Annotated in this window: 16 protein-coding genes and 1 pseudogene; 9 read left to right on the top strand and 8 right to left on the bottom strand. The window is 69.2% G+C overall.

The annotated features are described in order from the left end of the window. Positions 1 to 204: 204 nt before the first annotated feature. Positions 205 to 1653, top strand: a complete 1449-nt coding sequence (argG, locus tag OG798_RS05435; protein WP_121417549.1) for an argininosuccinate synthase — start codon at positions 205 to 207, stop codon at positions 1651 to 1653. Positions 1654 to 1922: 269 nt separating this feature from the next. Here argG and OG798_RS05430 read toward each other — a convergent pair whose 3' ends face one another. After that, on the bottom strand, positions 1923 to 3056 hold the full coding sequence (locus OG798_RS05430) for a glutathione-independent formaldehyde dehydrogenase (RefSeq protein WP_095858360.1): 1134 nt from the start codon (positions 3054 to 3056) through the stop codon (positions 1923 to 1925). Between the two features lie 176 nt (positions 3057 to 3232). Between OG798_RS05430 and OG798_RS05425 the strand changes: the two genes are divergently transcribed. After that, positions 3233 to 3424: a hypothetical protein gene (locus tag OG798_RS05425; protein ID WP_030190387.1), complete on the top strand. Its 192-nt coding sequence runs from the start codon at positions 3233 to 3235 to the stop codon at positions 3422 to 3424. A 188-nt stretch (positions 3425 to 3612) separates the two neighbouring features. Here the strand turns inward: OG798_RS05425 and OG798_RS05420 are convergent, their stop codons facing one another. Next, positions 3613 to 4911: an MFS transporter gene (locus tag OG798_RS05420; protein ID WP_095856794.1), complete on the bottom strand. Its 1299-nt coding sequence runs from the start codon at positions 4909 to 4911 to the stop codon at positions 3613 to 3615. 77 nt (positions 4912 to 4988) lie between these two features. On the opposite strand from OG798_RS05420, the gene OG798_RS05415 reads away from it, so the two are divergent. Next, positions 4989 to 5546: a TetR/AcrR family transcriptional regulator gene (locus OG798_RS05415; protein ID WP_328756441.1), complete on the top strand. Its 558-nt coding sequence runs from the start codon at positions 4989 to 4991 to the stop codon at positions 5544 to 5546. A gap of 77 nt (positions 5547 to 5623) precedes the next feature. Here OG798_RS05415 and OG798_RS05410 read toward each other — a convergent pair whose 3' ends face one another. Together OG798_RS05410 and OG798_RS05405 are read right to left on the bottom strand one after the other, a co-directional pair. Next, positions 5624 to 6067, bottom strand: coding sequence for a hypothetical protein (locus OG798_RS05410; RefSeq protein WP_143669759.1), 444 nt, complete (start codon positions 6065 to 6067; stop codon positions 5624 to 5626). Between the two features lie 129 nt (positions 6068 to 6196). Further along, positions 6197 to 7648, bottom strand: coding sequence for a purine-cytosine permease family protein (locus OG798_RS05405; protein ID WP_121417551.1), 1452 nt, complete (start codon positions 7646 to 7648; stop codon positions 6197 to 6199). A gap of 242 nt (positions 7649 to 7890) precedes the next feature. On the opposite strand from OG798_RS05405, the gene OG798_RS05400 reads away from it, so the two are divergent. Further along, positions 7891 to 8991 carry a calcium-binding protein gene (locus tag OG798_RS05400; RefSeq protein ID WP_328756440.1) on the top strand — a complete coding sequence of 367 codons (1101 nt, stop codon included), beginning with the start codon at positions 7891 to 7893 and terminating at the stop codon, positions 8989 to 8991. A gap of 151 nt (positions 8992 to 9142) precedes the next feature. Here the strand turns inward: OG798_RS05400 and OG798_RS05395 are convergent, their stop codons facing one another. Then, positions 9143 to 9517, bottom strand: coding sequence for a helix-turn-helix transcriptional regulator (locus tag OG798_RS05395; RefSeq protein ID WP_121417553.1), 375 nt, complete (start codon positions 9515 to 9517; stop codon positions 9143 to 9145). A gap of 365 nt (positions 9518 to 9882) precedes the next feature. On the opposite strand from OG798_RS05395, the gene OG798_RS05390 reads away from it, so the two are divergent. Further along, entirely contained in the window at positions 9883 to 10287 is a 405-nt protein-coding gene (locus OG798_RS05390) for an ANTAR domain-containing protein (RefSeq protein ID WP_257017054.1), read from the top strand. Positions 10288 to 10327: 40 nt separating this feature from the next. On the opposite strand, the gene OG798_RS05385 is transcribed toward OG798_RS05390, so the two are convergent. Further along, the gene (locus OG798_RS05385) at positions 10328 to 11140 is read right to left on the bottom strand and encodes an SAM-dependent methyltransferase (RefSeq protein WP_261690427.1); all 813 of its coding nucleotides are present in this window, start codon (positions 11138 to 11140) and stop codon (positions 10328 to 10330) included. A gap of 142 nt (positions 11141 to 11282) precedes the next feature. On the opposite strand from OG798_RS05385, the pseudogene OG798_RS05380 reads away from it, so the two are divergent. Both OG798_RS05380 and OG798_RS05375 read left to right on the top strand, forming a co-directional pair. Next, positions 11283 to 12688 (top strand): annotated as a pseudogene (locus tag OG798_RS05380) (PP2C family protein-serine/threonine phosphatase). Positions 12689 to 12768: 80 nt separating this feature from the next. Continuing rightward, positions 12769 to 12924: a DUF6131 family protein gene (locus tag OG798_RS05375; protein ID WP_095856802.1), complete on the top strand. Its 156-nt coding sequence runs from the start codon at positions 12769 to 12771 to the stop codon at positions 12922 to 12924. Here the strand turns inward: OG798_RS05375 and OG798_RS05370 are convergent. Continuing rightward, positions 12915 to 16163, bottom strand: coding sequence for an alpha-L-rhamnosidase (locus OG798_RS05370; protein ID WP_328756438.1), 3249 nt, complete (start codon positions 16161 to 16163; stop codon positions 12915 to 12917). The genes OG798_RS05375 and OG798_RS05370 overlap by 10 nt on opposite strands. A gap of 180 nt (positions 16164 to 16343) precedes the next feature. Further along, entirely contained in the window at positions 16344 to 18455 is a 2112-nt protein-coding gene (locus OG798_RS05365; RefSeq protein ID WP_328756437.1) for an acyltransferase family protein, read from the bottom strand. A 361-nt stretch (positions 18456 to 18816) separates the two neighbouring features. Between OG798_RS05365 and OG798_RS05360 the strand changes: the two genes are divergently transcribed. Together OG798_RS05360 and OG798_RS05355 are read left to right on the top strand one after the other, a co-directional pair. Then, positions 18817 to 19809, top strand: coding sequence for an MFS transporter (locus OG798_RS05360; protein WP_328756436.1), 993 nt, complete (start codon positions 18817 to 18819; stop codon positions 19807 to 19809). Continuing rightward, positions 19770 to 20111 (top strand): MFS transporter, encoded by a 342-nt coding sequence (locus OG798_RS05355; protein WP_328756435.1) that lies wholly within the window; start codon positions 19770 to 19772, stop codon positions 20109 to 20111. Before OG798_RS05360 ends, OG798_RS05355 begins: the two co-directional genes overlap by 40 nt. Positions 20112 to 20149 lie beyond the last annotated feature (38 nt).

The following is a 20149-nucleotide window of genomic DNA, read 5'->3' as shown; positions in this document are numbered from 1 at the left end:
CGAGCGCCGACGTGGGTCGGTGTCCGCCACCGCACTCCCTGCGAACGAAACGGTTTCGTTCACTTCGGTGTCATCAGCGTAGCTCCGGTGCTATCGAAACGGCATCGTTTCCTTTGTGGTCTCGGTCACTTCTCGACCCGCGGGGCGCCGGGCCTTTCGCGGGGCGGCCTTGCATGACCATGCGGGATGTTGCATAATCTTGCCATGTCCAAGGTCCTCACTTCCCTCCCCACCGGCGAGCGCGTCGGCATTGCCTTCTCCGGCGGGCTCGACACTTCGGTCGCCGTCGCCTGGATGCGCGACAAGGGCGCCGTCCCGTGCACGTACACCGCAGACATCGGTCAGTACGACGAGCCCGACATCGCGTCCGTGCCCGGCCGTGCCACCGCGTACGGCGCCGAGATCACCCGGCTCGTCGACTGCCGTGCCGCGCTGGTCGAGGAAGGGCTGGCCGCGCTCGCCTGCGGTGCGTTCCACATCAGGTCGGGCGGGCGCCCGTACTTCAACACCACGCCGCTGGGGCGTGCCGTGACCGGCACGCTGCTGGTGCGGGCCATGCTCGAGGACGGGGTGCAGATCTGGGGCGACGGCTCCACGTTCAAGGGCAATGACATCGAGCGGTTCTACCGGTATGGGCTGCTCGCCAACCCGCACCTGCGGATCTACAAGCCCTGGCTGGACGCGGACTTCGTCACGGAGCTCGGCGGCCGCAAGGAGATGTCGGAGTGGCTGCTCGCGCACGGGCTGCCGTACCGGGACTCGACGGAGAAGGCGTACTCCACGGACGCCAACATCTGGGGCGCCACGCACGAGGCCAAGACCCTGGAGCACCTCGACACCGGTATCGAGACGGTCGACCCGATCATGGGCGTGCGGTTCTGGGACCCGTCGGTGGAGATCGCCACGGAGGACGTGACGGTCGGCTTCGACCAGGGTCGTCCGGTGACCGTCAACGGCAAGGAGTTCGGCTCCCCGGTCGACCTCGTCATGGAGGTCAACGCGATCGGCGGTCGGCACGGCCTCGGCATGTCCGACCAGATCGAGAACCGGATCATCGAGGCCAAGAGCCGCGGCATCTATGAGGCGCCCGGCATGGCACTGCTGCACATCGCCTACGAGCGTCTGGTCAACGCGATCCACAACGAGGACACCGTGGCCGCGTACCACAACGAGGGCCGGCGGCTGGGCCGACTGCTCTACGAGGGCCGCTGGCTGGACCCGCAGGCGCTGATGGTGCGCGAGTCGCTGCAGCGCTGGGTCGGCGCGGCGATCACCGGTGAGGTGACCCTGCGGCTGCGGCGCGGCGAGGACTACTCGGTCCTCGACACCCGGGGCCCGGCGCTCAGCTACCACCCGGACAAGCTCTCCATGGAGCGGACCGAGGACTCGGCGTTCGGCCCGGTGGACCGCATCGGCCAGCTCACCATGCGGAACCTGGACATCGCCGACTCCCGTGCCCGTCTCGAGCAGTACGCGGCCCTGGGCCTGGTCGGCAGCGACCACCCGACGCCGATCGGCGCCGCGCAGGCGGCCTCGACCGGTCTGATCGGCGCCATGGACGAGGGCGGCGCCGAGGTGATCGCCTCGCGGGGCGAGGCCACGGACGAGGAGACGATGCTGGACCGCGCCGCGATGGAGTCCGGCACGGACTGACGCCGGTCACCGGTCGTACGTACCCGGGCGGCGGGCCCCGGCGGATTCTGTTCCGCCGGGGCCCGCCGTCGTCCGCTGCGCGAGGGGGAGGGTTCACCGCCTTGACTCCCGTCGCCGACAGCGACCTCACGCAGGGGGAGTGGCGGCGCCAGGCCCACGGACACCGTCCGCCGACGTTCCCTGTCCGCCGGAACTCCCAGCGCGTCTGGTAGGGCATCACGTCGCGACAGCCGGCGAGCGGCAGTGGCCGGAGGGTGCGGTCCGCAGGGCTACGGGTGCAGTATCACCTTCGTGTAGCCCTCGATCCGCTTGTCGAACTTGTCGTAGCCCGACGGTGCCTGATCCAGGGGCAGTTCGTGGGAGACGACGAAACTGGGCTTCGCCCTGCCCTCGATGATCATGTCGCGCAGGTACCGGTTGTAGCGCTTCACGTTGCACTGTCCCGTCCCCATCCGCAGGCCCTTCTCGAAGAGCTTGCCGATCGAGACGAGGAGCATGCCCTGCTTGGCCTGCTCGTCCGGGCCGCCGGGGTCGGAGGGCACATAGAGGCCGGGCACTCCGAGCGCTCCGGTGGCTCGAACCGTGCCGACGAGCGAGTTCAGGACGGTCGCCGGTTCTTCGCGGTCCGTGCCGTGCCCTGTCGCCTGATAGCCGACGGCGTCAATGCCCTTGTCCGTGCCGATGCCGTCCGTCTGGTCCTTGATCTGCTCGATCGGGTTGCCCTCGGAGAAGTTGATCGGAACCGCGCCTATCTCCTCGGCCTTCTGCAGCCGTTCGGGGACCCGGTCCACGACGAAGACCTGCTTCGCGCCGCGCATCAGAGCCGAGTATGCGGCCATGAGTCCGACCGGACCTCCGCCGTACACCGCGACGCTCTCGCCCGGGCGGACCTGGGCGAGCTCACAACCGTGGTATCCGGTGGGGAAAATGTCGGCGAGCAATATGAAATCGCTCTCGTGCTCGTTTCCCGGCGGCAGCTTCAGACAGTTGAAGTCGGCGAAGGGTACGCGCAGGTATTCGGCCTGGCCGCCCTTCCAGGGGCCCATGGCGACGTATCCGTACGCGCCGCCCGCGAAGCCGGGATTGACGGTCAGACAGTAACCGGTGAATCCCTCGACGCAGTTCATGCAGAACCCGCAGGCTACGTTGAAGGGCATGACCACACGGTCGCCCTCCTTGAGCGAGGTGATGCCCTGGCCCAGTTCTTCGATGATTCCCATGTTCTCGTGGCCGAAGACGATGCCGGGCTCAGCGGCGGTACGGCCCTCGTACATATGCAGATCGGATCCGCATATCGCGGTGGAAGTGACCCGTACGATCACATCGTTCGGATGCTGGATGCTGGGCTTTTCAACCTCTTCGACCGCAACGCTGAACGGCCCTTTGTAAACGACGGCCTTCACGGCTGCCACCTCCGCTCGGTGACGCATGTATGTGATGTCCACGCCCCCGCCCGTATTCTCCGCGTGACCCATCTCTCATGATTCTCCGTCCTGCGCGATCGGACAAGCCGGTAACGTCGATGTGAATAACTGCCCGGTGCCGTGCAGAGAAATGCAGCGGCGAAGGAGGCCGAAAGATGTCAGCACAGCGACTGGGAACGCTGCTTGTCCCCGTGCCGGGATTGTCCGGCACCACCTACCCGCCGGGAACGACCGTGACGGTCCGCGGCCGAGGCGCTACGGTCGACGCCTTCGTCAACGGCGACTGGCTTCCCCTGTCGTGGTGGGAATTCTCCGACGGCCTGCGCGAGGACATCGCCGACCGCTGACCTTCCGCGCCGATGCCGTCGCGGGCATCGGCGATGACGACGGTCCTGGGTGCGGTCGTGTCGTTCCTCTGGAGTTCAAAGCCCCCGGCAGTGAGCCTCTGTGCCTGCCGGGGGCTTCGTGTGCCCGCCCACCCGTCATGGATCGGTGGTGAGGGCGTTTGTGTCGGAGTTTCTCTATCGGAGTTTCTCTAGTGGTGGGCCGTGGCGGGTCGGCCGCACTGGCCGGTGTTCCTGGCCCGTCCCGTGCGGAGCCGTTGGGCGGCGAGCGCGAGGGCGCTGAAGGCGATGACGGCCGCGCTGTAGACGACCGAGGTCTCGTGCAGGCCGACGTTCGTGGCCGCGATCCCTGCGACCACGGCCGGGACGCTGAAGGCCAGGTAGGAGATGACGAACGCGACCGCGAACAGTTCGCCCCGCTCGGCCGGCTCGGCGATTCGGGCCAGTGTGCCGAAGCTGGCGAGAGCCGAGCCACCGAAGCCGATTCCGGCGATGGCGGTGCCGGACGCGGCCATCGTGAGCGAGTTCGCCTCCACACCGCCCAGGCCCACGGCCGTGCCGAGCAGCAGCAAGGTGGCCGCAAGGGCGAGCGTGCGCTCGGTGGGCCAGCCGCGCAACGCGAACGCCGTGATCGAGGCGGGCACGCAGAGCAGGGTGACCACCAGGCCGCCGATGACATGGCTGGACAGGCCGAAGAGGTTGGCGGCCACTGACGGACCGAGAGAGAGATACAGTCCGCCCAGTGCCCAGCTCGCCACCAGGATCGGCACGAGCGCCATCAGGTCCGTGCGCAGTCGCGGAGCGACGCCGAGGCGAGGCTGAAGCGACCGTACGACGCCGGGCCGGCGCTGTGCCGTCTCGGGTATGAGGGCGACGAGCAGACCGGCGAGGACCAGAGCCGCGAGCAGCAACACGTAGACCAGCCGGGTCGGGTGCGGCCCGTACTCCGCGAGGACACCACAGCCCAGTGCACCGAGGCCCAGTCCGAACGTCGGGGCCGCACCGGTGATGACGCCGGCGCGGTGCGGCGCGTGGGGCGGGTTGAGATCGACGAGGGTCGCGCCGAGTGTGGTCATGGCCGCGCCGGTGGCGACACCCTGGACGAAGCGGGCCGTCAGAAGGATCGAGACGTCGTCGGCGACGATGAACAGTGCCATCGCCACCACTTCGAGGGCGATGGCCGAGGCCAGGACCGGCCGGCGGCCGATGTGATCGGACAGTGCGCCGAGCACCAGGAGCGCCCCGATCATTCCGACGACGTACACCGCGAAAACGGTGGTCAGCGTGGTCGCCGAGAAGCTCCACTCGTGCTGGTAGATGACGTACAGCGGCGACGGCGCGCTCGACGCGGCCATGAAGAGGACGAAGACGGCCGCGATGGAGGCGAAGGCCACCGGTCGGCTCAGCCCGCGCCGCACACGGCCGGACGGTGGGCCCTCTGTGGCTGAGGCCGACGGGATCATCTTGGAGGACGTGGGTGCGTCAGACATGCGCTCTCTCTCGGAATGCAGTGATCACTGCGTTAGCAGTTCTCCCCTAACGCAGCGATCAGTGCGATAATTTCCGCATGACCGAAGCAATAGTTCAGCCCCGTCCCGGCGGCCGCTCCGCGCGGGTGCGCGCGGCCGTTCACCGCGCGGTCGGGGAGCTGCTCGCCGAAGAGCCGACCGAGGTGCTGACCATTCCCGCCATCGCGGCGCGCGCCGGCGTGCACGCGACCACGGTGTACCGCCGGTGGGGTTCAGTGGCTCAGCTCCTTGCCGACGTCGCCACGAGTCGGTTCAGCGGCGATGTCGTGGTGCCGGACACCGGCTCTCTGGCGGGTGACCTGGAGCGGTGGACGGGCGATGTCGCCACCGACCTCGCCGACCCCGACGTCCTCGCCCTGATGCGGGCGACGATCGGCGCGGGTCCGGAGGGCGGCTGCGCCTGCACGGCCGACCGGCACGCTCAGCTCGGGGCCATCATCGAGCGGGAGCGAGCTCGAGGAGGCAAGGTGCCGAGCGTGGAGCGGGCCGTCGACGGACTGCTCGGTCCGCTGTACTACCGCGCGATCTTCAGCGTGGAGCCCGCGTCCGGCGAGTGGGCGCGGGGTCTGGTCGCGCCGTTGCTCGCGGCGGTCTAGTGCTGTGACCGGACAGGTCAGCCGGGAGGGAGGGGCGGCGGCCGCAACCGATCGTGCGGGAGGCGGCGCCCGTTGCGTCAGACGTCGTACGCCGAGAAATCGACGACCGCTGTCGAGTCCTTGCCGTACTGCACTGCTATGTCCACCGCCATCGCCCCGCCTGCAGCTTCGGGGTGCAGATCGATGTGAGCGCAGACGTCCGCCGGTGTCCCGGAGCAGTTCTCCGACGTGAGACGGGTGCCGGGATAGGCCTCCTTGAGCCACGCGTCCAGATCCGTGCGTGTGATCGTAAATCGCGCCTGGTAATCCGTGTCCAGCCAGGCGCGGACGGTGCACTTCGCGTCTTGAGCCCCCTTGGGCAGCCCGTCCTGGTCCGCGTAGTGCATGGCGTCGTCGCACGAGGCGGCTTCCACCTGGGTCATCGGATCGGCTGTGAGGGCCGTGATGACCGTCCAGGCGATCCACCCCACGAAAGCCATCGGAAACGCCACCACTGCGGCGAGCACCCATTTCCGCCTCATGATCACCCTTTGCTGTTGTTCGCGCCCCGAGCGGCGGCCGTCACTCTGCAAGACAGACAGGACGCACCAACGTGCCCCGCGGTTCTCGGCCGTGCCGGTCGGATGGACGGCGACGTCGTTATGGCAAGGTCATGGCTCTCGGTGCTCGTGGGCCGCCGATTCCAGCGTCGCGATCTCCGCCTCGGCCAGGCGGGCCTCGGCATCGACGTCGATCGACCGGGTGAGCAGCCAGTAGAGCACCGCGGAGACGGGCAGCCCGATGAACAGGGCGATGTCCGCACCTCCGAGCGCGTGGGCGGCGGGTCCGACGTAGAGCGTGCCGACGGAGAAGAACGGGACCATGACGGCGAAGCCGACCAGGTAGGAGATGATGCCGTGCCAGCCCCAGCGGCCGTAGATGCCGTGCGGGTTGAAGATCTCGGCGACCGCGTAGTGGCCGCGGCGCACCACGTAGTAGTCCATGAGGTTCACGGCGGTCCACGGAATGAACAGGTAGAGCACCAGCAGCAGGAAGTTGTTGAAGTTCTCGAGGAAGTGGGCGGTGGAGGCCAGTGCCCCCACCACGGAGAGCGCGGCGGTGAGGCCGATCGTCACGAGCCGTACGGCGACGGTCGGCCGCACTCTCTTGAACGAGTCGATCGCGCTGATGAGGGTGAGGGACCCGCCGTACATGTTCAGGGCGGTCACCGAGATCAGGCCCAGGGCGGAGAACAGCAGGACGATCGCGCCGAAGCCGCTGAAGACCTTGTCGCCCGCCGCGTTGATCGAGCGGACGGTCTCGAAGTCCTTGCCCGCCCACGCGGCGAGCAGAGCCCCCAGACACATCAGCCAGATGCCGCCGAGCGCCGACCCGAAGTACGTCCAGTAGAAGGTCTTGCGGACGGTCACGTCCGGCGGGAGGTAGCGGGAGTAGTCCGAGACGTAGATGGCCCAGCTGATCTGGTATCCGGCGACCACGCCGAACTGCGCGAGGAACGGGGTCCATTGGAAGCCGCCGAGGTCGAAGGAGCCCGGGGGATAGTGCAGGGTGAGCAGGATGCCCACGGTGAAGATCCCGAAGACGACCAGGAAGGTGTAGGTGAGGACCCGCTCGGCGCGGTGGATGACGTCGTAGCCCACCAGCGCGATGACGAACCCGATGAGTGTGACCACGACGACCCACAGCTTGACGCCGCCGTGCAATGTGGTGTGCAGGGCCTCACCGGCCAGGATCGTGTTGAAGATGTTGAACCCCGCGTACTGCACATAGGCGAACAGCCATACGAGCAGGGCCCCGACATAGCCGAACTGCGGCCGTGACTGGATCATCTGCGGCAGTCCCAACTGCGGACCCTGCGCGGAGTGGAAGGCCATGAAGAACGTGCCGAGGATGGTGCCCGTGGCGATCGCGATCAGCGACCAGATGAGGTTGCCGCCCTCGGTGATGCTGATCAGCCCTACCGCCAGGGTGGCGATCTGCGCGTTGGACATGAACCACAGAGGCCCCAGGTGCCAGAGTTTCCCGTGCCGCTCGTCGAGGGGGACGTAGTCGATGGAGCGGATTTCCAGACCCGATACCCGTGGCTGCGACGAGGTGGTCACGAGTGCCTCCTTTGGGCGGGTTCATTGTGTGATGAGAAGATTAACCACTTGTGATCACGTTCATCTTCTTGTCGTACCGGCCGAGGAGGCGTACCGGTCAGTATGTCCGACCGGTACGCCGTGCGACCCCCGGTACGCCACGCCACTGAAAGGATGAAAACGGCCCCTGCCGGGCTGCTCCGGCGACGCGCCCTGGAAGGGATCCCGCGTCAGGTGATCGCGACGACCCCCGTGGAGCATCCGTGCCGGAGAACCGTCGGAAGAGACCGGGGCGTCTGGGCGTCCTGTCCTGCAGTGCCGTCGTCCTCGCGGCGACCGCCCTCGTCGGAGCGGGGGAGGCGCAGGCCGCCGCGCGGGTGCCCACCTGTTTCGGCCGACCGGCGACGACCACGGGCACCAGCGGGACACCGGGGCCGGACGTGATCATCGGTACCGCGGGCGCCGATGTCATCGACGGCCTTGGTGGCAACGACCTGATCTGCGGTCTGGGCGGGGACGACCGTCTCATCGGCGGACCGGGTGCCGACTCCGTCGACGGCGGAGACGGCGACGACAGTCTGATCGGTGACAATTTCGGCGCCACCGGGGCCGTGAACGCTGCCACGGGCCGGGACCTGCTGTTCGGTCGTGCCGGGAACGACACTCTGGTGGGTGACAACTCCGCTCAGCTGGGCGCCGCGGCCGGTGCCGCGGCCGACCGCCTGTTCGGCGGGCCCGGAGATGACAGCATGGTCGGTGACAGCAAAGGCGACATCGCTTCCGGAGGAGCGAACGACCATCTCGAGGGCGGTGACGGCAGCGACAGCCTCATCGGGGACGCCTTGGGATTCTTCGGCGCCTCGGGGGCCGGCGACGACGTACTCCTGGAGGGGCCCGGGGAGTTGGGCGACGCGACGGGCGACAGCGTCGCCGTCTCGGGGAACGCGAGTGGGGCCGGCGGTGACGACGTCATCGACCTCGGCGAGGACGGCGGCACGATCGCGATCGGGGACCACTCCGCTTCCGGAGGCACCGCGGTCGGCTCGGGCAACGACCGGATCGCGGGAGGAAGCGCGGGGGAGTTCCTCGTCGTCGGCGACAGTTCCCTGGGCGACGCCACCGGGGCGACCGCCGGGCGCGATGTGATCTACGGGCGCGGTGGCAACGACCTGCTGTTCGGCGACAACATCGACCAGAACACCCGGAGCGTCCCGGGAGTGGGCGGGACCGACTCGATCGACGGAGGAGCCGGGGACGACATCCTCAGGGGCGGCCCCGACGCCGATTTCCTCAACGGCAACACCGGTAGGGACGACTGCGACGGCGAGCAGGGGACGGACGTCGCGATCAGCTGCGAGATCTGACCTCCCGGGGATCCCAACTCCGGAGCCCGCCCGCGGAGTTGTACACGTAGCCGGTCACGTAGTCCTCCGGGCACACCGCAAGAGGCCGGGTTCCCTCAACAGGCCCCGGCGAAATGCCGGTTGGCCACTGTTCTCGTTCCGGCCGCAGAGGTCAGTCCGTCGCGGGCCGAGCGGAATGATCGAACGCCAGCGAGTGCTGCTCGCGCTCGGGCCTGCCGTCGCGCCGTGCCTCGTGCTGGTCGAGGAGGGTCAGTAGGCCTTCTACGCTCAACCCGGCCTCCGCCGGGTGCCGGAGGATCGTCCCCGGTTCGATGTGGTAGACGTTCGAGCGGCCCTGGCGGATGTGGGTGAGATAGCCGTCCTGCTCCAGATCGGAAATGATCTTCTGGACGGCGCGCTCGGTGAGCCGGCACCGTGCGGCGATGTCGCGGATACGGGTTCCCTGATCCCTGGAGATCGCGGCCAGCACTCGGGCGTGGTTGGTGAGAAAGGTCCAGCCGGTATGTCCCTGCGCTACTTCACCCATGTCTCGAGGATACGGCTCGGCATTCGCGCATTCAAAAGGGTGAAAGAAAGTTCCTGTATCTCTTGACGTGTGAGGATCCGAAGGTCGACGCTTGGAGTAGTGAAATAGGCGGATGCCTCAGGAGCGACTGCCATGCACGAACGTCCACTCTCCGTCCAGGTCGGCAGCGAAGGCCTTTGCCCGCTTCTGAAGGTCGTGGCACGTTCGGCCGGTGGGCGGGCGGCCTCCGCGATCTCCGGTGACATCGACACCGGGCACCCACTCCAGCGCTCCCTGTGCGAAGCCCCTGTGCGGTCGATCGGCGGACCGCCGACGGCCGTGACAGGCATCCCGGCAAGAACGACCGAGCGCACAAGGAGGACGGGTTGAGCGACGACGCCGAGCAGGACCTGCGCACCGAAGTCGTCCAGCTCAAACGGGCCATGCAGACCCGGCCGGTCATCGATCTGGCCCGGGGAGTCCTGATGGCCTCGTTCGGCCTGAGCGCCGCCGACGCCTGGAACGTACTGGTCGAGGTGTCCCAGCACGCCAACACCAAAGTCCACCATGTCGCCGAAGACCTGGTCGGCGCCGTCAACGGAGACCCGCTTCCCGACCCGCTCCGGCAACACGTGTTCGCGGCGGTCGCCGAAGTGCTCGGTCCCCATGCCCCCAACCATCCGAGCGCCGAGTGGACCCCTCCCACCGACCGGACGTCACAGGAGGGCGGTGACAAAGACACGCCGCCGATGTCCGACCGACGTCGCGATCTGTCGTCGGACCCCCTCTGACCCCTGGCCCCTGGCCTCTGACGCCTGGCCTCTGACCCCGTCACGCACGCTTGCGGCCGACGCCCGCGTACACCCAGTACTCCGACGGGTTCTCCGGGATGTGGTCGTCCGGGGCCGGGCGCCACAGGGGTACGTAGACCAGGTCGGGCTCCACGAGGTCGAAGCCGTCGAAGAGATCCCGGATCTCGCCGCGGGAGCGGGCGGTGACCGGGGAGGTGGCCTTGGACCGGTACAGCTGCCCCACGGCGGCGGCCGTGTCCGGGCGATCCTGGTTGGTCGCGTGTGTGAGCGCCAGCCAGCTCCCCTCGGGCAGGGCGTCCCGGAACGCGGCCACGATGCCGGCGGGGTTCTCCTCGGGCGTGATGAAGTGCAGGATCGTGATCATCAGCACCGCGACGGGCTGCTCGAAGTCGATCAGCTTCCGTACCTGCGGGGACGACAGGACGTCGGCCGGCCGGCGGATGTCGGCGTCGACGATGTCCGCGCCGGGATTGTCGGCGAGCAGGGCGGCGCTGTGGGCCACGGCGACCGGGTCGCTGTCCACGTAGACCACCCGGGCGTCCGGGCTGGCCGCCTGTGCCACCTCGTGCACGTTGCCCTGTGTAGGGATGCCCGATCCGAGGTCGATGAACTGCCGTACCCCGGCCTCGACCAGAAAACGCACGGCCCGGCCGAGAAAGGCGCGATTGGCCCGCGCCAGCGTGCGCACCTGGGGGTCGATCGCCGTGAAGGCCGCCAACGCCTCCCGGTCTATGGGGAAATTGTGCTGTCCGCCGAGCATCGCGTCGTACATCCGGGCAACGCTCGCCTTGTCGGGATCGATCCCCTGCGGGAGACCGTCGTTGTCGGCCAACTCAACTCCCTGTCATGTCCTTGATCTTGACGCTCCATCATATAGTTGCCGACCATGTGTGGCGGGACGATGCCCAGGCCACGCTGCCGAGGCCGCGCCCCACCGGAAAGGCACAACCCTGCGGAACGAAGCGCACTGTCCCATGGACGACGAACCCGCCACCGCGCGTTCACCCCGTCGGCCGGCCTTTTCCCCCGCGGCCGACGCCATCGGCTCGGAACTCGACCTGCGCCTGACCGGCAGCCATGTCGTCGACGCGCTGACGCCCGGGTTCTGCGACGCGGCCTCCGTCTACCTGTTGGAGCGCTGGCGGCTGGAGGAGAACGCGTACGCCTTCGCGGAACCACCGCAGATCGAGGGCCGCCGACTGGCGCTGCGCATCGGAACGGACGCGCCCGAGGACTGGGAGGGGCTGCTGCCGGTCGGCGAGGTCATCGTCTTTCCGCGCGGGACGCCCTACACACGTGCCATCGCCACCCTCGAGACGCAACTGCTCGACACGGTCGACGCCCATACGTCCGCGCGGCTGAGCACCTCCGGTGGCGGCGACGCCCGCATGGACGTCCTCCTGCGCACGGCTTCCTTCCTCGTCGTCCCGCTGCATCTGCGCGGTATCGCCGTCGGATTCATCGCCTGCACGCGCGGCCCGGACCAGGCACCCTTCCTGCCCCCCGACGCCGAGGCCGTGGAGTCGCTGGCGGCGCGCGCCTGTGTGGCCCTGGACAACGCGCGCCGGTACGAACGCGAGCGCCGTACGGCACTGGCCATCCGCCGAAGCCTGCTCCCCGCCACCGAGCAGGCGTTCGAGGGATGCCGTATCGCCCACGGCTACCTCCCCGCCGGGCGCGACAACATCATCGGCGGTGACTGGTTCGACGTGCTGCCCCGGTCGGGAGGCCGCGTCAGTCTGATCGTCGGGGACGCCATGGGACACGGTCCGGAATCGGCCGTCGCCATGATCCAGCTGCGCACCGCCGTCCGTACCCTGGCGGGACTCGACATCACCCCGGCCGAGTTGATGCACCGTCTCGACGCGCTCGCCTGCGACACACCGGGAGCTTCCTTCGCCACGTGCATGTATGCCGAGTGGGACGCGAGGCGCCGCATCTGCACCTTCGTCGGAGCCGGCCATCCGCCCCCGCTGATCCGCGATCCGGGCGGACGGACCGGGCCGGTCACTCTCACCAGCCCGGGCCTGCCCCTCGGACTCGGCATGGGGACGTACGAACCCACCGTTCTGCACGTGCCCGACCCGGTGCTGCTCCTGCTCTACAGCGACGGTCTGGTCGAGTCCCGCCACACCGACATCGACCAGGGCATCGCCCGCCTCGCCGCCCTTCTCGACACGGACGGCCACGACCCCGACCGCGTCACCGGTCCGGACACCCTGGAGTCCCTGTGCCGACGGCTGCTGCACGGCACGTCGGCCACCGACGACGGAGAGCGGACGACCGTACGCTCCTGCTCACCGAACTCGTACCCGCGAAGATCCCACCCCCGCCGCAGAAGCCGGAGAGGTTCCCCGATCGCCTGCCGCAACCGCGTTAATCGCCTGCCGCGACCGCGTTAGGAGTTGCCCTGCGGTGGTACACGGAGGTGACGAGGGGGGCTCATTGCGGGAGGTTGCAATGCTTGTCCTCGGCATCATTCTGCTCGTCGTCGGTTTCGTCACGGGCATCAGCATTCTTTGGACGATCGGCGTGATCCTTGTGATCATCGGACTCGTCCTGTGGATCCTCGGGGCGGCCGGACACGCTGTCGGTGGTCGCCGCCACTACTGGTGACTGGGGCCGAGGGCAGCCCCCTGTGCGCGCCAGGTCGTGAAACGGTGGTCGCCGGAGCCGACCTGGTACACCACGTAGCCGTCCTCTGTCCGCAAAAACGTCGCGTGGGTGTGGGTCACCGCGTCCGGGTCTTCCCCGGGGACCCACACTTCCGCGGTCGTGTTGGGAGGCACGGCGCAACTCAGGACGAACTCGCCGGATCGCAGCCGCCACCGCGTGGAGACCGGGCCGTAGCCGGAGGTGAACGTCGCGCGGGCGGTGGTGACGTCGCCGCCCGGGCGGGGGCGTATGACGATCTCGCGGTAGCCGGGCCGGCCCGCCGAGATGCCGGCGATGTTGGTGTACATCCACTCGCCGACCGAGCCGTACGCGTAGTGGTTGAAGGAGTTCATGGCCGGGGTCTGGAAGCTGCCGTCGGGCTGGATGGAGTCCCAGCGTTCCCACATCGTGGTGGAGCCCTTGTCGATCTGGTAGCCCCAGCTGGGGAAGGAGCGTTGCCGAAGCAGCCGGTGGGCGACGTCGGTGTGGCCGGTGTCGGTGAGGACGGGCAGCAGCCGGGGTGTACCGAGGAAGCCCGTCGAAAGGTGCCAGTCCTTGGCCTCGATGAGCGCGACGAGGCGGTCGGCCGACGCCTTGCGCAGCGCGTCCGGCAACAGGTTCATCGACAGGGCGAGGACATAGGCCGTCTGCGTGTCGCCCTTCACCTTGCCGTCGGCGGTGACGTAGGCGTTCTGGAAGGCGGCGCGGACGCGCTCGAACAGGTCGAGGTAGGGGGCGGAGTCCTTGCCGAGCTCCTTGGCCGTCCGAGCCGCGAGGTCGGCGCTGTACGCGAAGTACGCGGTGGCGATGACGTCCTTGGGGGTCTCGTCGGAGACGTTCAGCCAGTCGCCGTACCCGCCGGCCGGCCGCAGCAGGTGGTCGCTGTTCTTCTCCAGGTACTTCAGCCAGGCCTGGATGGAGGGCCAGGCATCGTCCAGGACCTGTCGGTCCCCGTACGCCTGGTACAGGGACCAGGGGACCGTGACGCCCGCGTCGCCCCAGCCGGCGACACCGTTGCCGACCGTGCCGACCATGGGTGCCACGTCCGTGAAGGCGCCCTCCGGGGTCTGTGCGTCGCGCAGGTCCACGAGCCACTTGGTGAGGAAGCGGGCCGATTCCATCGTGTACGCCGCCGTGGGCGCGAAGACGTTGATGTCGCCCGTCCACCCCAGGCGCTCGTCGCGCGCGGGTGTGTCCGTCGGGACGGACAGGAAGTTACCGCGCTGCCCCCAAGTGATGTTGCTGTGCAGCTTGTTGAGCATCGGGACGTCGGTCTCGAAGTCGAGGGTGAAGGGCGCGGAGGTGTGCATGACGCGGCCGGTCACGGCCGTCGCCGGGGGAGTGCCGGGGAACCCGGTCACCTCGACGTAGCGGAATCCGTGGAAGGTGAAGCGCGGCTCGTACGTCTCCTCGCCGCCACCCTTGAGGGTGTACGTGTCGGTGGCCGCGGCGGTGCGCAGATTCGCGGTGTAGAGGGTGCCGTCCGGGTTGAGCACCTCGGCATGCCTCAGACGTACGGTCGTTCCCGCCTCGCCCGAGACGCGCAGCCGCACCGATCCGACCATGTTCTGGCCGAGATCGAAGACGAAGACGCCCGGCTCCGGTTCGGTCACCGTCCGTGCCGTGAGTTCCCCGGCCACCCGGACCGGGCCGTCCACCTGCGCGACGATCAGGTCGGGGGCGGTGTCGCCCGCGGCGTGGACGTCGAGCCAGGTGCGGTCGTCGAAGCCGGGTGAGGTCCAGCCGGAGGTCTCCTTGCGCGCGTCGTACGTCTCGCCGCCCAGCAGGTCGGCGGAGACGATCGGTCCGGACGCGGCCCGCCAGTCCGTGCCCGAGACGATGCGCTCACTCATCCCGTCGGCGTACTCGACCTCCAACTGCGCCAGCAGCGCGGGGCGTTCGCCGTACTGATGGGGTCCGAACATACCGACGTTGCCCGCGTACCAGCCCGGAGCCACGTACGCGCCGACGGCGTTGGCGCCGGGCCGCAGGAGCGTGGTGACGTCGTACGTCTGGTACTGGACGCGTTCGCGGTAGTCCGTCCAGCCGGGAGCGAGCTGATCGCGGCCCACGCGGCGGCCGTTGAGGTGGGCTTCGTACAGGCCGAGAGCCGTGGCGTACAGGCGGGCACGGGCCACCTTCTTGCCCGGGAGCCTGAACTCGTGGCGCAGCTGGTTGGCCGCGTACGACGCCGGGACGACCCGCCCCCAAGGCCCGGCTCCCCAGGCGGCGGCTTCCTTCGCCGCCGGCCAGCCGCTGTCGTCGAAGTCCGCCGCGCGCCAGTCGGCGGCGGGCTCCTTGTCCGTCGATCTCCAGGAGTCGTCGGTGACGAGCCGCTGTTCGCCGGATGCCGTGTGCAGGACGAGGACGGCGACCAGACCGGCGGGTCCCTCGGTCGCGTTGGTCGCCGAGACCGCGAGGACGTTCTTCCCGGAACGCACCTGCGCGAGGACGTCGATCACGGCCGGCCGGCGCCAGCCCTCGTTGTCCGTCGCCAGGTCGGTACGGGCCACCTCGGTGCCGTTCACGGAAACGGCGTACACGTTGTCGGCGGTGATGGCCAGGGTCGCCGCCGTGACGCCGTCCGGGAGATCGAAGGCGCGACGGAACCAACGAGTGGCAGCGGGCGCGCTGTTGGCCGGCTCGCCCTCGGGGAACCAGATCCAGGCGCTGCCTTCCAGTGAGGGTGCGTCGGTGAGAGCCGGAGGGGCCGAGACCCATTCCGCCGACCACTGCGCGGCGCCCATGAGGCCCGTCTCCCACCATGCCGCCGCGCTCCAGGCGGAGGCGTCGCCCTTGGCGTCCCAGACACGTACGGACCAGAAGTAGCGCGTCCGCGGCTTCAGTTGGGGGCCCGCGTACGGCACGAGTACGGACTCACCGGAGGTGACCTTCCCACTGTCCCAGACATCCGGGTGCGAGAGGTTCGACGCACTGGAGGCGACACGGATCTGATAGGCGCTCTGGCGCACCCCCGGTTCGTCCGAGGCCATCGGCCAGCTCAGCCGTGGGTGTTGCGCGTCGAGGCCCAGGGGGTGCCGAACGTACTCGACGGTGGGCGCGGTGATGCGCAGGGCACCGCGTGGCGCACCCGCTCGGGCTGGTGCGGACGCCGCCCCGGCCACTGCTGATCCGGTGTCGGCGACGGCCGCGGCCGTGGTGACCGCTGATGCCGCCAGGAAGTTCCTCCTGCTGATCACTGGGGCCCCTCACGTAGAAGCGATGAATCGATTCACGGCGGTGAACGTAGGGGCATGCGGGATGGAGGTCAATGAGTGTGCAGGATTTTCTTGCCGAGCTGCCGGGTGGGCAGGCGCTTTCGGTAGAGCCTGACGCGTCCGAGGACGGGGCGATTGAACGGTTTCAATCGCCCCGTGTGCTCAGGACGAACCGACGAGGCGGTCCAAGGAGTCGGCGAGGACGGGGGTGAGGGCCGCCGAGTAGGCCTCGGAGAGGTGGCTTTCGTCGCGGTAGACGGCGGTGTTGCCGACGACGACGGGGCAGACGCCCGTGCGGATCGCGCAGACCCAGGGTCGGGGGTCGATGACCGTGGTGCCGGTCTCGGCGGCGGCGTTGCGGACGGCGGACTGGCGGGTCGCATCGTGGATCGCGTCCGGCAGGTGGTTCGCGCAGGCGTGCAGTTGCAGGGAGTTGTCGGCGGCGCAGTCGACCGGGTCGCCCTTGGGCCACGGGGTGTCGAGCAGGGCGACCACATGGGCGCCGGAGGTTCCGAGGTCCCGGAAGGTGTCCGCGAAGCCGGTGGTCCACTGCCGCAGGGTGTCGTCGGCGGGCTCGGCGGGGTCGCCCGCGTCCGAGGAGGAGACGACCACCAGGGCAGGGTGGAGGGCGTTGATCCTCGCTACGGCGTGGGAACGCCAGGTGTCGCAGGCCGTGTACGGCTTGTGGCGGTTGATGATGGTCACGCCGGCGACCTTGCAGGAGGCTTTCGTCAGTGAGACCAGCTTCCATCCGCGCGCGGTCGCGAGACCCTGCAGAGCCGGGAACCACTGGGCCGCGTGGGAGTCGCCGAAGAGCACGACGGTCCGGGACGACGCGCGGTTGCCGTAGACGCACGGCGGATTCCGCGTGCTGTCGTAGTCGACGTGGCAGCCGTCCCGGTAGACCGCGGACCGGGAGGACTTCACCTTCGGCAGGGCCGGGGTGAGGTTGTTCGGCAGGCTGCCGGAGGAAGCGGCCAGGAGCTCGGCCAGCCGCGCCTGCGGGTCCGGCGCGCCGGCCAGCTCCTGCGCCAGTACGGGCGCGGGGCCGCCGACTTCGATCGTCGGCGGGACCGCCGCCGCCGTCAGCGCCAGCACCGTCGCCCCCGCAGACAGCCCGATGCCGAGCGCCAGGGCCCGGTTCGGCCGTCCCCGGAACGCCCGGTGGAAGCGGACCGGGTTCTCGACGAGGCGCAGCGTTAGCCAGGCCAGGCCCAGCGCGACCGCGCACAGCCCGAGCGCGAGCGGCACCCCGGCAGTGCCGTCCGTACGGCCCAGTGCCACCGGGGCTACGACCAGCAGCGGCCAGTGCCACAGGTACCAGCCGTACGAGAGCCCGCCCAGCCACACCATCGGCCGCCGCCCGAGCAGCCACCCCGCGCCGTGCGAGGCGGGCGCGCAGCCGCCGGCCAGGACGAGCGCGGTGCCGAGGACCGGCAGGAGGGCGTGGTAGCCCGGGAAGGGCGTCTGGTCGTCGTACCAGACCGCTGCCAGCGCGACGCAGGCCAGGCCGAGCCAGGTCAGCGGGGCCGCGAGGGCGGCGGGCAGCCGTTCCAGCCGGGCCGTGGCCAGCGCCAGCAGCGCGCCGACGCCGAGCTCCCAGCCCCGGGTGGGAGAGCCGAAGTACGCCCAGGGCTCCGAGGAGTTCGTCACCAGGACGCTGACCACGAACGACCCCAGGCACAGCGCCCCGAGCACCAGCGCGATCAGTCGGCGCCGGCCGCGGGCGGCCCGCCAGTTGAGCAGCAGGAGCAGCGGCCACACCAGGTAGAACTGCTCCTCCACGGCGAGCGACCAGAAGTGCTGGAACGGCGAAGGCGGACTGTGCTGGGCGAGATAGTCCGTACCGGCCGCCGCCAGCCGGAAGTTGACCGCATACAGCGCGCTGCCGAGGGCGTCGCCCGCGTACTCGGCGAGCCGCGCCTTCGACAGGAACAGCCATGACCCGGCCAGCGTGACCGCGATGACCAGGGACGAAGCGGGCAGCAGCCGCAGCGCACGGCGGGCGTAGAAGGTGCGGACCGACAAGCGCCCCGTGGTGGCGAGTTCGCGCAGCAGCAGGGACGTGATGAGGAAGCCGGAGATCACGAAGAAGACGTCGACCCCGACGTATCCGCCGCTGACCTGAGGCACCCCGGCGTGGGAGAGCACCACGAGTGTGACGGCCACCGCGCGCAGCCCCTGGATGTCCAACCTCAGCGAGTGGCCTCCGGGTGGTGCGGTTCTGCCGCCCGCTGGGATGGTACGGACCTCGGCGGGCGTGGTGCTCGGCATCAGGCGCAACTCCTTGGGGGACTGACATGGATTGATGCCGTACTGTCCGGCCGCCGCCCGGAGTTCGGGTGAACAACGCCCCAACTTCACGAGAATGCCCGGGGTGATGAGAATCCTCGGCGCGCCTGTACGAAACCCGCTGGTCAGAGGGTTGACCCCGCCATGCGGATGTCAGGCGGTCGAATGGGGGAGAGGAGGTAATCCGTTCGAGCGTCGCGGTCCGCCACCTGTCCGTGACGATGGTGGCGGCGGGTCGGCTCCCGCACGATCTCCCGGGGGATTCCTGGAATGTCGTGCTCGAGTGAGGGACGTCTTGTCGACCGATTCCGCGACGGCGATCGACCATGCTGCTCTTCGTGCAATGCCGCTGGGTGAGGCGCTGGACGGCGCGCCGATGTCCCGGTTCCATGTCCGGTTCTGGCTGCTGGCGGGACTGGGCATCCTGCTGGACGGCTTCGACTTCTTCATCATCGGGGTGGCCAATCCGCTGGTCGCCAGGGACTTCGCGGTCGGCTCCGCGCTGCAGGGACTGATCTCGGTTGCCGCGATCGTCGGTGCGATGTTCGGCGCCGCGCTGCTGGGGCCGTTGGGGGACCGGATCGGCCGTAGCCGGATCTTCCGGCTGGACCTGTGGATGTTCGTCGTCTTCTCGGTGCTGTGCACCCTCGCCTGGGACGCCTGGTCGCTGGCGGCGTTCAGATTCGCTCTGGGGCTGGCGGTCGGTCTCGACTATCCCATCGCCGCCGGCTACCTCGCCGAGATCCTGCCGTCCAAGAACCGTGGGCGGTGGTTGGTGGGCGCGTTCAGTCTGCAGGCGGCCGGGATCCTGCTCGGCGCGGTGGTCGGTGTCGTGGTCCTCAACGTCCGGCCGGAGGTCGACTCCTGGCGGATCATGCTGGGCTTCGGCGTGCTGCCCGCCCTCCTGATCATGTGGCTGCGGCGCGCGGTGCCGGAGAGTCCGCGCTGGCTCGCCCAGAACGGACGTGAGGAGGAAGCCCGCGAGATCGGTCGGGCACTCGCAGGTGTACCCGTGACGGTGACCGGTGCCGACCGGGAACGCCAGGAGGGTCCCCCGGAGGGGTTCCGTGCGTTCCTCCAGCCGCAACTGTTCTCCCGACGGTGGAGGCCGCGCACGATCTTCACCGCGGTGCCCTGGTTCCTGATGGACATCGCCACCTACGGCGTGGGCATCTTCACCCCCACCCTGCTGGCAGCGGTGCCCTTGGTGGCGGCGATGTCATCGGCGATGAACGTGCTGTTGGCGCCGGCCAGTGCGAACGAGGGCTGTCGGGCTGACCGCAGGCCCACCTCTCCATGGTCGTGGTCGGGTTCGCCCTGTTCAACACCTTCATGAACCTGGGCCCCAACTCCACCACCTTCACGCTGCCCGCCGAGGTGTTCCCCTCCGAAATGCGAGCCGCCGGCCACGGCTTCGCCACCGGGTGCGGCAAGTTGGGCGCGGCCCTGGGCACCTTCCTGTTCCCGGTGCTCCTGGCGCGGCTCGGCGAGAGCCTGTTGCTCTACGGCGTGGCGGTCACCAGCGCGCTCGGCTTCCTGGTGACGTACCTCTTCCGCATCGAACCGCGCAGACGGTCGCTGCAGGAGCTGTCGGGACTCGATGCCGCCGCGCTGGCGCCCCGTATCGCCCCTCCGTGACCCGTCGGCGTCACCGGTCGCGCTCAGGCTTGCGAAGC

This window comes from Streptomyces sp. NBC_00271, assembly GCF_036178845.1.
Lineage (GTDB): Bacteria > Actinomycetota > Actinomycetes > Streptomycetales > Streptomycetaceae > Streptomyces.
Note: the sequence above shows the minus strand (reverse complement) of the source record. Positions and strands in the feature narration are given on the sequence as shown.

Coding starts and splice junctions, on each gene's coding strand:
- argG (WP_121417549.1), top strand. CDS start 205: ATGTCCAAGGTCCTCACTTCCCTCCCCACCGGCGAGCGCGTCGGCATT.
- OG798_RS05425 (WP_030190387.1), top strand. CDS start 3,233: ATGTCAGCACAGCGACTGGGAACGCTGCTTGTCCCCGTGCCGGGATTG.
- OG798_RS05420 (WP_095856794.1), bottom strand. CDS start 4,911: ATGTCTGACGCACCCACGTCCTCCAAGATGATCCCGTCGGCCTCAGCC.
- OG798_RS05415 (WP_328756441.1), top strand. CDS start 4,989: ATGACCGAAGCAATAGTTCAGCCCCGTCCCGGCGGCCGCTCCGCGCGG.
- OG798_RS05410 (WP_143669759.1), bottom strand. CDS start 6,067: ATGAGGCGGAAATGGGTGCTCGCCGCAGTGGTGGCGTTTCCGATGGCT.
- OG798_RS05395 (WP_121417553.1), bottom strand. CDS start 9,517: ATGGGTGAAGTAGCGCAGGGACATACCGGCTGGACCTTTCTCACCAAC.
- OG798_RS05375 (WP_095856802.1), top strand. CDS start 12,769: ATGCTTGTCCTCGGCATCATTCTGCTCGTCGTCGGTTTCGTCACGGGC.
- OG798_RS05365 (WP_328756437.1), bottom strand. CDS start 18,455: ATGCCGAGCACCACGCCCGCCGAGGTCCGTACCATCCCAGCGGGCGGC.
- OG798_RS05360 (WP_328756436.1), top strand. CDS start 18,817: ATGCCGCTGGGTGAGGCGCTGGACGGCGCGCCGATGTCCCGGTTCCAT.
- OG798_RS05355 (WP_328756435.1), top strand. CDS start 19,770: ATGGTCGTGGTCGGGTTCGCCCTGTTCAACACCTTCATGAACCTGGGC.